The sequence below is a fragment of the Roseobacter sp. SK209-2-6 genome, from assembly GCF_000169455.1.
Classification (GTDB): domain Bacteria; phylum Pseudomonadota; class Alphaproteobacteria; order Rhodobacterales; family Rhodobacteraceae; genus Pseudophaeobacter.
Genome location: NZ_AAYC01000010.1, coordinates 27,786 through 41,408 on the forward strand (window position 1 = coordinate 27,786; position 13,623 = coordinate 41,408).

Annotated in this window: 13 protein-coding genes; 5 read left to right on the forward strand and 8 right to left on the reverse strand. The window is 57.3% G+C overall.

Annotated features, from left to right (window positions below; all coding sequences use genetic code 11):
• Window positions 1-151: 151 nt before the first annotated feature.
• Together RSK20926_RS15045 and RSK20926_RS15050 are read right to left on the reverse strand one after the other, a co-directional pair.
• Window positions 152-1,615, reverse strand: a complete 1,464-nt coding sequence (locus tag RSK20926_RS15045; protein ID WP_037255361.1) for a cobyric acid synthase — start codon at window positions 1,613-1,615, stop codon at window positions 152-154.
• A 244-nt stretch (window positions 1,616-1,859) separates the two neighbouring features.
• Window positions 1,860-2,177 carry a DUF6280 family protein gene (locus tag RSK20926_RS15050; RefSeq protein ID WP_008207990.1) on the reverse strand — a complete coding sequence of 106 codons (318 nt, stop codon included), beginning with the start codon at window positions 2,175-2,177 and terminating at the stop codon, window positions 1,860-1,862.
• 218 nt (window positions 2,178-2,395) lie between these two features.
• Between RSK20926_RS15050 and efp the strand changes: the two genes are divergently transcribed.
• Window positions 2,396-2,959, forward strand: a complete 564-nt coding sequence (gene efp / locus RSK20926_RS15055) for an elongation factor P (protein ID WP_008207991.1) — start codon at window positions 2,396-2,398, stop codon at window positions 2,957-2,959.
• Window positions 2,960-3,044: 85 nt separating this feature from the next.
• Here the strand turns inward: efp and RSK20926_RS15060 are convergent, their stop codons facing one another.
• Window positions 3,045-3,638, reverse strand: a complete 594-nt coding sequence (locus tag RSK20926_RS15060) for a hypothetical protein (protein WP_232281910.1) — start codon at window positions 3,636-3,638, stop codon at window positions 3,045-3,047.
• A 163-nt stretch (window positions 3,639-3,801) separates the two neighbouring features.
• Window positions 3,802-4,596 carry a CAF17-like 4Fe-4S cluster assembly/insertion protein YgfZ gene (gene ygfZ / locus RSK20926_RS15065; RefSeq protein ID WP_269724417.1) on the reverse strand — a complete coding sequence of 265 codons (795 nt, stop codon included), beginning with the start codon at window positions 4,594-4,596 and terminating at the stop codon, window positions 3,802-3,804.
• 35 nt (window positions 4,597-4,631) lie between these two features.
• Between ygfZ and RSK20926_RS15070 the strand changes: the two genes are divergently transcribed.
• On the forward strand, window positions 4,632-5,312 hold the full coding sequence (locus RSK20926_RS15070) for a TIGR04283 family arsenosugar biosynthesis glycosyltransferase (protein ID WP_008207994.1): 681 nt from the start codon (window positions 4,632-4,634) through the stop codon (window positions 5,310-5,312).
• Window positions 5,313-5,378: 66 nt separating this feature from the next.
• Here the strand turns inward: RSK20926_RS15070 and RSK20926_RS15075 are convergent, their stop codons facing one another.
• On the reverse strand, window positions 5,379-7,235 hold the full coding sequence (locus RSK20926_RS15075; protein WP_008207996.1) for an ABC transporter ATP-binding protein: 1,857 nt from the start codon (window positions 7,233-7,235) through the stop codon (window positions 5,379-5,381).
• Between the two features lie 259 nt (window positions 7,236-7,494).
• On the opposite strand from RSK20926_RS15075, the gene RSK20926_RS15080 reads away from it, so the two are divergent.
• Window positions 7,495-8,730: a pyridoxal-phosphate-dependent aminotransferase family protein gene (locus tag RSK20926_RS15080; protein WP_008208000.1), complete on the forward strand. Its 1,236-nt coding sequence runs from the start codon at window positions 7,495-7,497 to the stop codon at window positions 8,728-8,730.
• Window positions 8,731-8,896: 166 nt separating this feature from the next.
• Here the strand turns inward: RSK20926_RS15080 and RSK20926_RS15085 are convergent, their stop codons facing one another.
• The gene (locus tag RSK20926_RS15085) at window positions 8,897-9,115 is read right to left on the reverse strand and encodes a hypothetical protein (RefSeq protein WP_008208002.1); all 219 of its coding nucleotides are present in this window, start codon (window positions 9,113-9,115) and stop codon (window positions 8,897-8,899) included.
• 88 nt (window positions 9,116-9,203) lie between these two features.
• Window positions 9,204-10,322 (reverse strand): pyridoxal phosphate-dependent aminotransferase, encoded by a 1,119-nt coding sequence (locus RSK20926_RS15090; protein ID WP_008208003.1) that lies wholly within the window; start codon window positions 10,320-10,322, stop codon window positions 9,204-9,206.
• Window positions 10,323-10,416: 94 nt separating this feature from the next.
• On the opposite strand from RSK20926_RS15090, the gene RSK20926_RS15095 reads away from it, so the two are divergent.
• Entirely contained in the window at window positions 10,417-11,499 is a 1,083-nt protein-coding gene (locus tag RSK20926_RS15095; RefSeq protein WP_050773096.1) for an SMP-30/gluconolactonase/LRE family protein, read from the forward strand.
• 170 nt (window positions 11,500-11,669) lie between these two features.
• Complete coding sequence (locus tag RSK20926_RS15100; protein WP_008208008.1) at window positions 11,670-12,455, forward strand: crotonase/enoyl-CoA hydratase family protein; 786 nt, start codon at window positions 11,670-11,672, stop codon at window positions 12,453-12,455.
• 158 nt (window positions 12,456-12,613) lie between these two features.
• Here RSK20926_RS15100 and RSK20926_RS15105 read toward each other — a convergent pair whose 3' ends face one another.
• Window positions 12,614-13,573 carry an NAD(P)-dependent oxidoreductase gene (locus RSK20926_RS15105; protein WP_008208011.1) on the reverse strand — a complete coding sequence of 320 codons (960 nt, stop codon included), beginning with the start codon at window positions 13,571-13,573 and terminating at the stop codon, window positions 12,614-12,616.
• Window positions 13,574-13,623 lie beyond the last annotated feature (50 nt).

Below are 13,623 nucleotides of genomic sequence, written 5' to 3' on the forward strand. Positions count from 1 at the left end.
GCTCGACCTAACCTTAGATCTAACATCCGTCATAAACTAAGGGCCTGTTTCAATGAAACAGGCGCCTTTGCCGAGTGTGCCTTGAGAAGGGGCCAGACACGCTGACCATTCCTACCATTGTTTTGATTTGGTTTCTGGCCTCGAAAATGGCCTAATTTCCCTGTGGAACAGGTTGGGCAAGCTCCAGTAGATGATCCAGATCCATATGGCGCTCCAGATGATCCGCCAGATGATCCAGGGTTTCCTCCACGCCATCCTCGTAGCCGACTGTGCTTTCGTACCCAAGACCAGAGAGGAAGCTGGCGCGAAAGGCGTCAGAGCTGAAAAGCCCGTGTAGATAAGAGCCGCGCACGCGACCGTCTCTGGAGGCTGCCCCCTCAAACCGGTCACCAACCCGAAGCCAGGCACGATCGCAATCGGGGCCAGAGCTGCGGCCCATATGGATCTCATACCCGGAGACGGGCAGGTTTCCATCGCGACTGATCGCTTCGGTTAAGGAGACCCGCTTTTCACCGGACATGACCGTGTGAATATCCAGAAGACCCAGGCCCTCTACCTTGCCGGGACGACCATCTACACCATCTGGATCGTCTATGGTCTTACCCAGCATCTGATAGCCTCCGCAAAGCCCCAATACGTGGCCTCCGCGCCGGTGATGGGCAAGGATATCGATATCCCAGCCTTGCGCGCGCAGATAGTTCAGATCGCCAATGGTGCTCTTGCTGCCGGGAATGAGAATGAGATCCGCATCGCCGGGCAGGGCTTTGCCCGGAGGCACGATTTCGATCGACACCTCGGGTTCTGCGGCCAGTGGGTCGAGATCGTCAAAATTCGCCATCCGCTCCAGCTGGGGCACGACGATCTTGCAGCCACCGCCCTGATGAGAGGCAATATCCATCATATCTTCAGCGGGCAGCTTCCAGGCCTCCCAGAACCAGGGGACAACGCCCAACGAAGGCCAGCCAGTGCGCCGAGCAATATCATCGCGTCCAGCATCAAACAGGCTGAGATCGCCACGGAACCGGTTCACGGCAAAGCCAACAATCCGTTCCAGGTCCACTTGCTCCAGAACCGCCTGCGTGCCGACGATCTGCGCAATGACGCCACCGCGATGGATGTCACCAACCAACATCACGGGCGCCTCTACCGCACAGGCGAACCCCATATTAGCAATGTCGCCTTTGCGCAGGTTTGTTTCTGCCGGGGAGCCCGCACCTTCGATCAAGATCAAATCCGCCTGTTGGGCCAGTCGGAAATAGCTCTCTTTTGCGGCCTCCAGCAGTCCAGATTTGTCCCGCATAAAGGAACCTGCTGCCTGGGTGCCGCGTCGTTTCCCCTGAACGATGACTTGCGCACCGGTGTCAGTTTCCGGCTTTAACAGCACCGGGTTCATATCCGTATGAGGGGGCAGCCCCGCAGCGCGCGCCTGCAGGGCCTGAGCGCGCCCGATCTCACCCCCTTCGGGGGTAACCGCAGCATTGTTGGACATGTTCTGGGGTTTGAAAGGCGCAACTTTCAGACCGCGGCGCTTGTAGGCGCGTGCTAGCCCGGCCACCAACATGGATTTGCCAACATTGCTGCCGGTTCCCTGAATCATAAGTGCGCGTGCGGGCATGTGGCTCTCTCGTTCTGCTGCAAGCTGTTGCCAGCTTTGATGCCGGATTCGCGGCAAAAGGAAAAGCACCGCTGGTAACGAGCCTAAGCAATCGCTGGCTGAAAACTCTGGGGAATGCGCCGCAAGCAGGCCCCGGCGCGACATCAAAAATCCATTTCGCAAGCGGTGCAGGCGAGGGGCTCCCCAAAAAGAAAAACGCGCCCCCCAGGACGCGTTTTTCTTCTGGCAGTTTTTTGGCTGCAGCTCAGGCGGCTTCGGCCTGTGCTGCATTGCGGCGCTCGCTTTCCTCGCGCGACAGAGCGACAGAGGTACGCACACCCCGGCCAACAAATTCCATCAGGCCACCAACAACCCGCTCATTGGGGTCGATGCCGGCGCAGCTTAGTACTTCACGGCCATCACGGGACCGTGCCCAACGTGCAATCTGCTCTGGCCCATTGCCATATTTTTTATCATCCGCAATGGCATCATCCAGCGCGGCCAGCACTACAGCGGCAAAGAGCTTACGTGCTCGATTGCCCTGTTCATTATTATAGGCAGTGCCGTCAACGAAATCTCGCATCTCGTTTCCTTTGTTGTTCTTGCTATTGCAATTCTCGGCGTGGCGTTCCTTATGACGGAACTATGACGATTCGGGTAGCCCGCAAATGCATAGCTTTCATGCAATTAACGCATAGCTAACGTGGTGCAACTACGAGATATCGTTGTCTTGCCAGCCGAGACCACGAAAGATATAGGATCGCTTAAGATATCATCAACCTTCCCAGATGGATTTTTCAGATGCCCAAGATCAATGGTAACGAAATCCGCCCCGGCAATGTTCTGGAGCACAACGACGGACTTTGGGCGGCGGTCAAGGTCGATCACGTAAAGCCCGGCAAGGGCGGTGCCTTTGCTCAGGTCGAGCTGCGCAACCTGCGCAACGGCTCCAAGCTGAACGAACGCTTCCGTTCGGCGGATAAGGTCGAGCGCGTGCGCCTGGAGCAGAAAGATCAGCAGTTCCTCTATGAGAGCGACGGCATGCTGGTCTTCATGGACGCCGAAACCTATGAGCAGATCGAACTGCCAGCGGAGCTTTTGGGCGATCGTCGCCCGTTTCTGCAGGACGGCATGACCATCGTAGTAGAATTCTACGACGAAGAGGCACTGAACGCGACCGTTCCGCAGAAAGTGATCTGCAAGATCGTCGAGACCGAGCCAGTCGTCAAAGGCCAGACTGCTGCCAATTCCTTTAAACCTGCGATCCTGGACAATGGTGTAAAAGTCATGGTTCCTCCTTTTGTTGGTCAGGACGAGATGATCGTGGTCAATACCGAGACCATGGAGTATTCCGAACGCGCTTGATCTCGAAGAAAACAACGCAAAAGAACCCCCGGTGCATGGCGCTGGGGGTTTTGTTTTGGGTTTTGGGCCCCGGCGATGAGGGGCGCTAGTTATAGTCGATTTCGATCTGTTGCAGTTCCAGGCTGAACCCGCACTCATCCATCATCTTGCCATAGGCCGCAGTAAAGCCAGCAAGTGAGGCACGCATTAGGTGGATGCCTCCGTCATAGGGGCGCACCATATGGGCATCCAGATGCGTGCCCGATTGCATCCACTTGATCATCTCGAGCGCATTGTCCCAGCGTACTCTGACCGTAGTCTCCTGCAGGCCTTCTTCGTTGATATCGGTATGGGCGAGCCCATAGAAGACTACCTTCTGGTCCACGATGAAACCAACGGCCTGGCCATTGACCATCTGCGTAGAATGACCGCGTGGTGCCACCGAGTTGAGCTGAAGCTGGGGAAAGCTCTCCGGTGGGCCCACATCATCACGGGTGACTTTCATCCTGAGGGTGGGCATGCCGTCTCCACCAGTCCATGCGGAACAATCCAGCCAGTCGTGTTCTTCGGTAATCCGCTCTTCAACGGCGACGGACCAGTCCTTGTACTCCCAATACCCTGTGGCATGTGCGGGAGCTATCCCCAGTGACAGGCCCAAGCCGACTGCGGGCAAACTTGCTGCCCTTTTCAAAATACCCATCATTGGACCCTTTGCTGAATTGGCGGATTTGCGCAAACCTAATGCGCAGGGCCTTGCCAGCTGGTTACGGCGAGACCTTCAATTGCAGCAATTTGAATCAGTTCCGGATTACTTTTGATTGCTTGATTAAAGCCCAACAAATCGCAAGTCCTCCGCTGAGGGCTCACCCCTCCTTGGACCATGAGATCTGGACGCCAGCGGCCTCCATATCTTCGCCCGCGCGATCATAGCGGAGGTAGGCGATGGCCTGCCCATCGGCGGACGTGAAGAGGGTGCCAACGGCTTTGTCCTGGCGCTTGATCTCGCTACCGCTGGGGGCCTCGCCTGTGACTTTGACCGTGACCAGGCCTTTGCGCAGCTCAGTCTTGTGCTTCATCCGCGCGGTCACTTCCTGTCCAACGTAGCAGCCCTTGCGAAAATCGACACCGTTCAGGCGTTCAAAGCCAGCCTCTAGGATGTAGCTGTCCGGGCCCAGCTCAATGCTGGTTTCCGGGATGCAATGGGCAACACGGATCGCATTCCAATTGCTCCCGTCATCGCCGCCCTCGTCGCCATAGAGGCGCCAGCCCATGGCTGAGTGGCGCGGGTCCGACAGGGCGCCCTCCGGGGCCTCACCTGTGCCGCGTTTGACTTGCAGGTCGGTCGTTTCGATCTCAACCGCTGCGCGTAGGCGATACATCGACAGGCGCTTGGCCAAACCCTCTGCCAGGCTCTCATCGACATCCAGCAGCACGGCCTCGCCAGCGGGTGCGAGAAAAAAGTCTGCGATGTATTTCCCCTGTGGGGTTAGCAAAGCGGCATAGACCAGCCCGTGATCCAACTTGTTCACATCATTTGTGATCAATCCCTGCAGAAAGCTGCGGGTATCTGGGCCGGAAAGGCGGAGGATTTTGCGCGCGGTCATGCCGGATGCTCCGTAATTTTGCTTGGCCCGATGGAAACGAGCTTTACCAGTGATATAGAAACCGGGACGGAGTTGAATAGGAAATCGTCATGCCTGCCCCCATCAGTGTCATTGTTCCCAGTCTGAATGCAGCCGAGGAGTTGCCGGGCTGTCTGGCTGCCTTGATGGAGGGGCTCGAAGCCGGATTGATCCGAGAATTGGTGCTGAGTGACGGCGGCTCGCAAGATGCCACGGTTTCGCTTGCTGAAGAGGCCGGCGCCACAGTTGTCGTCGGACCAGCGTCCCGTGGTGGGCAGTTGCGCCGTGGCTGTGCCAGGGCAAAGGGAGACTGGTTGCTGATCCTTCATGCGGATACACAATTGCAAGAAGGTTGGAGCAGGGTGGTCGCAGAGCACCTGAGAGAGGGGCAGGGCAGCCCCGCATATTTTCAGCTTCGCTTTCGCGCCAAAGGGGTCATGCCAGGTTGGGTTGCTGGTTGGGCGAACCTGCGCGCGCGCCTCTTTGCGCTGCCCTATGGGGATCAAGGACTACTGATCCCTCGAGCGGTCTATGAGGCTGCCGGGGGTTATCCTGATCAACCTTTGATGGAGGATGTCGCTTTGGTAAACCGCCTCAATGGTATTGTTGCCTTGAAAGCCGTCGCAGCGACCGGTGCAGAACGCTACCAGCGCAATGGATGGCTTCGACGCGGTAGCAGAAACCTCTGGACTTTGGCGCGCTACCTCTTGGGGTGGGACCCGGTGGACCTGGCGCAACGCTATCAAAAATAGCAAAGATCAGCGATTCGGGCCTTTGGCAGAAAGGCAGTAGTCTTGGGCCGAGGTGCAGAGAAGGCCTTAACTGATCAGACGACCAAAGATGCGGCTGAACCAGCCTGGTTGCGCTTGGGACCCGTTGTTTTCTGGCGTAGGGATCTGCGCGGCGACACCTGCTGGATCCATCAGGGTTTTGCCATCCTGGAACTGCAACCGGTAGAGATCCGCGTAGATGCCACCACGTGCCAAAAGTTCTTCATGAGTGCCTTGGTCGATGACTTGGCCGCGATCCATGACCACGATCTTGTCAGCGTTTCGAATGGTCGACAGACGGTGGGCAATCACCAGTGTTGTGCGCCCACCAGAAAGCTGATCCAGAGCCTGCTGAACCACCTTTTCGGATTGGGCGTCCAGGGCGGAAGTCGCCTCATCCAGCAAGAGGATAGGGGTGTTTCGCAGCAAGGCACGGGCGATCACAACCCGCTGGCGTTGCCCACCGGAGAGGGCCGAGCCACGCGGCCCAACTCGTGTGTCCAATCCCTCAGGCAGCTTTGGCAGGAAGTCTGCCACATGGGAGGCTTCCAAGGCCTTTTGCAGGGCATCTTCGCTGACGTCTTGTCCCAGCACGATATTCTCACGCAGGGTTTCATCAAACAGGAGTGCCTCTTGGGTCACAACCGAGAATAGCCCGCGCAGATCATCTGTCGCCAGATCGGCTACAGGGGTGTCACCCACGGCTACGCGACCCTCTTGCGGATCAACCATCCGGGTCAGGAGGTTGAAGATTGTGGACTTTCCAGCCCCAGAGGCCCCAACCAAAGCAGTGGTCTTGCCAGCGGCCGCCTCCAATGTCAGTCCGCGCAGGATCTTCGCGTCGCCATAGTTCAGATCAACATTGCTGAGTGTAATGTCGGGCAGGCCTTCGGGGGCGGGTTTGGGGTCTTCGGGTGAGGTCAGAAGGATTGGCGCGTCCATCAGCGCCTTGATACGCTCCAGAGCTGCCGCCGCCGCCTGCCAAACGCCTGAGATATTGGCGAGCCGACGCATGGGTTCAAAGGATAGGCCAATGGAGGTGAAAAAGCTCATGAACTGGCCGACGGTCTTATCGCCAGAGATGATCTCTGACCCGCCATAGAGCAGTACGGCCATGAAGCCGACACCAGCCATGATGTCGGTCATGCCGGAAATGGAGGAGGTCCCAAAGGCGGCTTTGACCTCTGCCCCGACAAAGCGGTCGGTATGCTGGCCGAATTTCTGCAGCTGATACTCTTCCAGCTTGTTCAGCTTGATCGGGACGATGCCATGGAAAATCTCATCAAGGCGGGTAGCAAGGGCGGCCCCCAGATCCCGCGCTTCGGATGCCCGGCGGCGCACGTATTTCTGCAATAGTGAAATGGGCAGAAGCAGGCCGGGAACACCAATCAGCAGGATTGCGGTCCAGCGCCAGTCAATGCTGATAGCCACGCCGAGCACCGCAACCAAAGCAACCGCATCGCGTCCGGCCCCGGTTATCATCGCCTGCCAGACCGAGTTGATTGCACTCACATCGCTCTGCACCCGTTGCAATAGCAATCCCGGTGCATGGGTCTGATGAAATGCAGGATCCTGACGGATCAGACGAGCAAGCATATCCTTGCGTAAATGCGCCGCAGAGGTCTGCGAGACCTTACTTAGGAGGACCTTTTGGGTGACGCTGGAAATCCCACGCATGGAAAAAATCGCCAGGAAGGCGAGACTGACCCAGACCAGCGCATTGGTATTGCCCGCAACAAAAACCAAATCAAACATCGGCTGCATCATGTAGCCCAGCGCGCCCATGGTGGCGCCTTCGATCAGCATAAAAATCACAGCTATGCCCAGCAATCCCATGTAGTGGCGGAGATAGCCGCGCCATAGCCAGCCCAACAGCTCGCGGGAGGAAGTATGCTCTTGCTTCATGGATTGAGGTTCCGGCTGGGACAACGTTGTTGCTCTGGGGTCATTTTGCGCCAAGATCGGCGCGCCTGCGCCATTTAAGCAGCTCAGAGGTTTGGCGCAAGCGGTTGCCAGATATGTCTGCCTGAACGCGGGGTTTCAGCATCAAAAAAAGCGCTTTAGGCAATTGACCTTATACAGACGCAGGCTAGGGTTGCACCAATTGCGAATTGGTCCAGCCTGGCGGGCGCCGGATTGGACACCAACAGGCGGATCAGAACAGATGCAGGAAAACTACACTCATTCCGGTGGCCGCGGGTATCTTGCCATACCCGGACCATCAGTCATTCCTGACGAGGTGCTGCAAGCGATGCACCGTCCTTCCCCAAATATCTATGCGGGGGATTTGCTGACCCTGACAGATAGCCTGATCCCAGATCTTAAGGCAGTTGCACGCACCAAACACAGCGTCGCGATTTATATCGCCAATGGGCATGGTGCCTGGGAAGCAGCACTGATGAACACATTGCAGCCAGGTGATAGGGTTCTGGTCCCTTCATCGGGGCGCTTTGCAATTGGCTGGGCCGAGATGGCCGAGGCCCTGGGGATCGAGGTTGAGATCCTCGATTTTGGCACTGAAGCTGCCTGGGATTTTGAAAGGATCGCCGAAGCCTTGAAGGCAGATATCGGCCATCAGTTCAAAGCGGTGCTTGGTGTTCATACAGACACTTCCAGCTCTATCCGCAATGATGTCGCCGCGTTGCGTCACCTGATGGATGAGCTGCAGCATCCTGCCCTGCTCATGGCAGATTGCATCGCTTCTCTTGGTTGTGACCGCTTTGAGATGGACCTCTGGGGAGTCGATGTGATGGTTTCAGCCTGTCAAAAAGGTCTGATGACCCCGGCTGGGATCAGTTTTGTTTTCTTTAACGACAAAGCGGCAGCGGCGCGGGCGCGTCTTCCTCGGATCAGCCAATATTGGGATTGGAGCCCGCGCGCCAACCCGGAAGTGTTTTACCAGTACTTTGGGGGCACCGCTCCGACCCATCACCTTTATGGGTTGAGAGCGGCATTGGATTTGATCCACGCAGAAGGCATGGAACAGGTCTGGGCGCGGCATGCCCGACTTGCTCAGGCCATTTGGACTGCCTGCGAGGCTTGGGGAGACATTGAAGACCCCTCAAAGGGCCTGCGTTTCAATGCCCCAAGCCGAGCGCTGAGGTCCCATGCGGTAACGGCTTTGCATCTTCCCTCTCCCAAAGCCAGTGATCTTCGAGCCTGGCTGGAAAGCAATCTGGGCCTGACACTTGGAATTGGATTGGGGCTTGCACCTTCTGACAGCCCCGCTTGGCACGGGCATTTTCGCTTGGGCCATATGGGGCACGTCAATGGCCATATGATTATGGGGCTCTTGGGTGGCATTGAAACAGGGTTCAAAGCACTTTCTATTCCACATGGGGCCGGGGCACTTGAAGGCGCTGCCAAGGTCTTTTCGGCAAAGGCTACTGACCTTTTGTGACAGGCTTTGGTGGCGGCATCTCACTTCTAGCCTGCCAAGCAAGGCCAGGCTTCAAACCCGACCGTTCCAATCGGTGGTGGTGAGTTTGGGCAGTCCCGCTCAGAAAGAGCATAGGCGGGGACAGAAGGCCCCCGTCTGCCAAGAACTTTCAAGAGTGAGCCTTGGCTCAGCTCTCGCTTTCCAGCATGCGTGCTTCGATGCGATCGATCATGTGGTTCAGGAACAAGGCCAGCAACAGAACGGGAACCATGCCGAATAGGACCCAAATTGCGAAGAAGATCCACAAAAGATTGATACCAAGGAAGGCAATGGCCGCTGAAAACAGGTCCGTTGCTTCTTCAGGCTGCTTGGTGGCCTGCCTGTGGTTATGATTGTGATAGTCCATGAGTAGTCCTCCTGGATATTTACCAGGAAGAGGGTAGCCCAAGAAAGGTGAATGTCCGGTAAAACCCGCGAGAGCGATGCGAGAGGTGTTAATCCCGTTGCCTTTGACCCGCCCGCTCCAGCGCCATGGGCAGAGCAGCCTCAAGAAGTAGAAGGTCGCTTTCTGGGCCACAGCTGACCCGGATGCAGCGGTTTTGTGGCGGCGCAAATGGCATGCGTACAAAGAAACCATCTGCGACCAGTTCTTCCAATACGGCTTTTGCGAAATCACCATCGGAACCACAGTCGATAGTGACAAAGTTGGTTGCCGAGGGAAGCGGGACCAGTCCGTTGTTCCTGGCGATTTCTGCAATTCTATTGCGAGCCGCCTCCATCTGTTTGAGCACGTGGGCCAGCCAGTCCTGGTCTTGCAATGCTGCAAGTGCTCCCGCTTGGGCGGCGCGGTTCATGCCGAAGTGATTTCGAACCTTGTTGAAAGCGGTGATCAGCTCAGGATGGGCGAGGGCATAGCCAACCCTGGCACCGGCCATGCCATAGGCTTTTGAAAAAGTGCGCATACGGATCACGCGCGGATCATCGGCGTCAATTGCGGCCGCTGTGCCTTCGGGCGCGCATTCGACATAGGCCTCATCCAGCAGCAGCAGGCATCCTTCCGGCAGATCCTCAAGGGCATCGACAATCTTCTGGCCGCTGTGCCAGCTTCCCATCGGGTTATCCGGATTGGCCAGATAAACCAGTTTTGCACCGACCTCGGCCGCTTTTGCAAAGAGGGCTGCTGGGTCTTCATGGTCACCTTTGTAGGGCACGAAATGCAGCTCTCCGCCAAAACCCGCGACATGGTAGTTAAAGGTTGGATAGGCGCCAGAGGAGGTGACAACCGGATCACCAGGGCCAATGAGCAACCGGACCAAATAGCCCAAGAGGCCGTCGATGCCTTCGCCGACCATGATATTGGCTGGTTCGACCCCATGGTGCGCAGCCAGGGCCTGGATCAGATCGAAGTTCTCTGGGTCTCCATATTTCCAGATCTCGGCTGAGGCTGCTCGCATGGCCTCAATCGCCTTGGGGGAAGGGCCAAAGATGTTTTCATTGGCGCCGAGCCGCGCTTTGAACACCGCACCACGGGTGCGCTCCTGTGTTTCCGGTCCCACAAAGGGCACAGTTGAGGGCAAAGATTGGGCGAGCGGCGTATAGCGAGGTTTTGTCATGGGCGCAGATAACGCGATGGCAGGTTGAACAGCAAGTCTTGCGTAAGAGCAGGTCCCGACGCAGAGTATGGCCAGACAATCAGGACCTGTATTCATGAAGAAAATTCTGCTGCTGATTTTGGCCCTTGGCATGGGCTATTTGCTGTTTTGGCCGGTGCCGGTTGAACCAGAAAAGTATGAGCCCCTGAAGGGCCCCGGCTTTACCGGAGAATTCTACGAGAATTCGGATATGGATGCCCTGGAATTGGTCCTGCTGCCGGATGATGCCATCGGGCCAGAGGATCTGGCGGTGATGCCCGATGGCACGATCTATACCACTGATCTCTCGGGGAAGCTTTACCGTATTGATGGTTCTGCGCCTGAGCTGGTCGAGGATCTCGGCGGGCGGCCCCTGGGTTTGGATGCCGGACCTGATGGGGCGCTCTACATTGCGGATAGTTTCCGCGGGATTATGCGCTGGAGCGGGCCGGGCACGCTGGAGGTGCTGGTGGATGAGGTCGAAGGCCAGCCGCTGATCTATGCCAACCAACTGGATGTGGCCAAGGACGGGACCATCTATTTCTCCAATTCCTCTGACCGCTTTGATCCCGAAACCATGGGCGGCACAAAGCCCACCTCGGTTCTGACCATCTGGGAGCAATCGAAAACGGGCTATGTCGCACGCCGTAACCCTGATGGATCGGTTGAAAAACTCGCCAGTGGTTTTGTCTACACCAATGGGGTGGCGCTTTCGGAGGAGGAAGACTTCCTCCTGATCAATGAGACTGGGCGCGCACGGGTGCATCGCCTCTGGCTCACCGGGGAGAAGACTGGCGAATTGGAGCTGTTCCTGGGCAATCTGCCCGGTTACCCCGACAATCTGGAAGCCCAAGGGGATGGCTCTTTCTGGCTGGCCTTTGCCAGTCCGCGTGTGCCCGCTGAGGTGCTGATGCCCTATCCCTTTCTGCGTAAGGTGCTCTGGCGCCTGGGGCCAAAGGTTCGCCCTGCACCGATCCACCGGGGTATGGTGATCCAGTTCAATAAGGATGGTGAGATCCTGCGCAACCTGCAGGATCCTACTGGGCGCTTTGGGGTGACCACCGGGGCTTTGATCGTCGAAGACCAATTCTATGTGATGTCATTGGAGGGGCGCGGCTTTGGACGTGCTGGGCTGTCTGACATCCCACCTATTCCATGAGCCGTATTTTCGGCGGAAACGGTCAGCGCTTCGCTGGCCGTTTTCATTTTTGAGCACAGGCCCTGCTGATTGGAGAAATGGAAATTCCTCAAAAGCTGCCCTGACGTTCCCGTGGTATGGGAGGGCATTCCAAGGCAGACTTTTGGCAAAAGATAACAGGAGAATGAACCATGGCGCGGGTTTCCGTTGAGATTACAGACCACATTGCCCATGTGACCCTGACACGGGGCGACAAGATGAACGCGCTGGATGATGCCATGGTCAAGGGTATCCTGGGCGCGGCCGAGGAGGTGTCGGCCTCTGATGCGCGCGTGGTGGTCCTATCCGGGGAAGGAAAGAGCTTCTGTGCCGGCCTCGACCTGATGAGTTTCATGCAGATGGGCAAGGTCGACCCCAAGGCCTGGCTGATGGAGCGTAGTCATCACGATGCCAATGAGATGCAGGAGGTCTCTATGGCCTGGCGCCGGTTGGATATTCCGGTGATTGCCGCCCTGCAGGGAGCTGTCTACGGCGGAGGTCTGCAACTGGCGCTGGGCGCGGATATCCGCATCGCTGCACCGGATGCCAGATTGGCGGTGATGGAGATGAAATGGGGGATCATTCCGGATATGGGTGGCATGGTTCTGCTGCCCAAACTTGTGCGGTCCGATGTGTTGCGCCAGCTCACCTATACGGCCGCGCCCATTGAGGCTGAACAGGCAGAACGCTGGGGGCTGGTGACATCGCTATCAGAGGATCCGCTGGCGGCGGCGCAGGCCATGGCGGCTGAAATCGCTAGCAAGGGGCCCAATGCCATCAAAGCGGCCAAGCGGATGATCGATTTTGCCGAATCCGGGGCCAGCCAGTCAGAGGTTCTGCTGCGCGAAAGTGCGGAGCAGGTCGAACTGATCGGCAAACCCGAGCAGATGGAAGTTATCGCCGCTCAGATGCAAAAACGCGCGCCGGTCTTTAAATAGAAAATCCAATGCCTATATCGGGTTGGACAGTGTCCCCTCCCTAACTGTCCTAGGCTTCTTTCACCTGCGTCCCACGGGTGAAGAGACAGTAAAGGCGGCACCGGTTTGATCCGGCGCCGCCTGAAATTTTTTCTCAATGGCTCAGAAATTGGCCGGGATTACTCCGCTGCGGTTTTCCCCTGCGGGATCACCTCATAGCCGGGCTCTTCAGGCTCATCATCTAGCATTTCCGGCGGAAAGCCCGGCGCGCGAATGTCGAGGCCGGTTGCGTCCTCAAGACGGCGGATGATGTTGGGCGATAGTTCGCGGTCACCATATTTGGCGATACCGTCGTCAAAGATCTTGACCATCAGCGGGCTGACTTCCAGCGGCACATTGGCGCGATCAGCCACCTCCTGGAACAGGCCCACATCTTTTTTCACCAGATCCATGGTGAAGGAGATGTCGCGGCTGCCGTTCAGGATCACCTGGCTTTCGGTCACATGGCTGAAAGAGTTGCCAGAGCTGATCTTGATCGCTTCATAGGTGGTGTTGAGGTCCATGCCTGCAGCCGCTGCAGTGACCAGCGCCTCGGCATTGGCGACCAGATGCACAGTGGCCAGATAGTTGGTCACCACCTTCAGAACCGAAGCAGAGCCCAGATCGCCGGTATGCAGAATGCGGCGGCCCATGGTGGTCAGGAAGGGCAGGATACGGTCAAAGGTTTCACGGTCACATCCGGCAAAGATCGAGATATTGCCGGTATCGGCCCGGTGGCAGCCGCCCGAAACCGGGCAATCGACCGCTGCGCCGCCACGCTCAATGACCATGGCGCCCAGGCGCTTGGCCTCGGCCTCATCCGTAGTGGACATCTCCATCCAGATCTTACCGGGCTTCACCTCTGGCAGCATTTCCTGCATCACCGCATCAGAGGCGGATGGCGAGGGCAAGCAGGTGATCACAGCATCACAATCACGCATCATCTGCGCTGGGCCTTCCCCCGCGGTTGCACCTTTTTCAACGAATTTCGCCATCAGGTCCGAATTGAGATCAAAGACCGTCAGGTCAACGCCGTTGCGCAAGAGCGACCCAGAGAGTTTGTGACCGACATTGCCGAGGCCGACAAATCCGACTTTCATGTGCTTTCCTCCCAAGCAGAAATGTCAAAATGGGGCCGTGTTCGACAGTC

Coding starts and splice junctions, on each gene's coding strand:
- RSK20926_RS15100 (WP_008208008.1), top strand. CDS start 11,670: ATGGCGCGGGTTTCCGTTGAGATTACAGACCACATTGCCCATGTGACC.
- RSK20926_RS15070 (WP_008207994.1), top strand. CDS start 4,632: ATGCCTGCCCCCATCAGTGTCATTGTTCCCAGTCTGAATGCAGCCGAG.
- RSK20926_RS15095 (WP_050773096.1), top strand. CDS start 10,417: ATGAAGAAAATTCTGCTGCTGATTTTGGCCCTTGGCATGGGCTATTTG.
- RSK20926_RS15075 (WP_008207996.1), bottom strand. CDS start 7,235: ATGAAGCAAGAGCATACTTCCTCCCGCGAGCTGTTGGGCTGGCTATGG.
- efp (WP_008207991.1), top strand. CDS start 2,396: ATGCCCAAGATCAATGGTAACGAAATCCGCCCCGGCAATGTTCTGGAG.
- RSK20926_RS15045 (WP_037255361.1), bottom strand. CDS start 1,615: ATGCCCGCACGCGCACTTATGATTCAGGGAACCGGCAGCAATGTTGGC.
- RSK20926_RS15080 (WP_008208000.1), top strand. CDS start 7,495: ATGCAGGAAAACTACACTCATTCCGGTGGCCGCGGGTATCTTGCCATA.
- RSK20926_RS15105 (WP_008208011.1), bottom strand. CDS start 13,573: ATGAAAGTCGGATTTGTCGGCCTCGGCAATGTCGGTCACAAACTCTCT.
- RSK20926_RS15050 (WP_008207990.1), bottom strand. CDS start 2,177: ATGCGAGATTTCGTTGACGGCACTGCCTATAATAATGAACAGGGCAAT.
- RSK20926_RS15085 (WP_008208002.1), bottom strand. CDS start 9,115: ATGGACTATCACAATCATAACCACAGGCAGGCCACCAAGCAGCCTGAA.
- RSK20926_RS15060 (WP_232281910.1), bottom strand. CDS start 3,638: ATGGGTATTTTGAAAAGGGCAGCAAGTTTGCCCGCAGTCGGCTTGGGC.
- RSK20926_RS15090 (WP_008208003.1), bottom strand. CDS start 10,322: ATGACAAAACCTCGCTATACGCCGCTCGCCCAATCTTTGCCCTCAACT.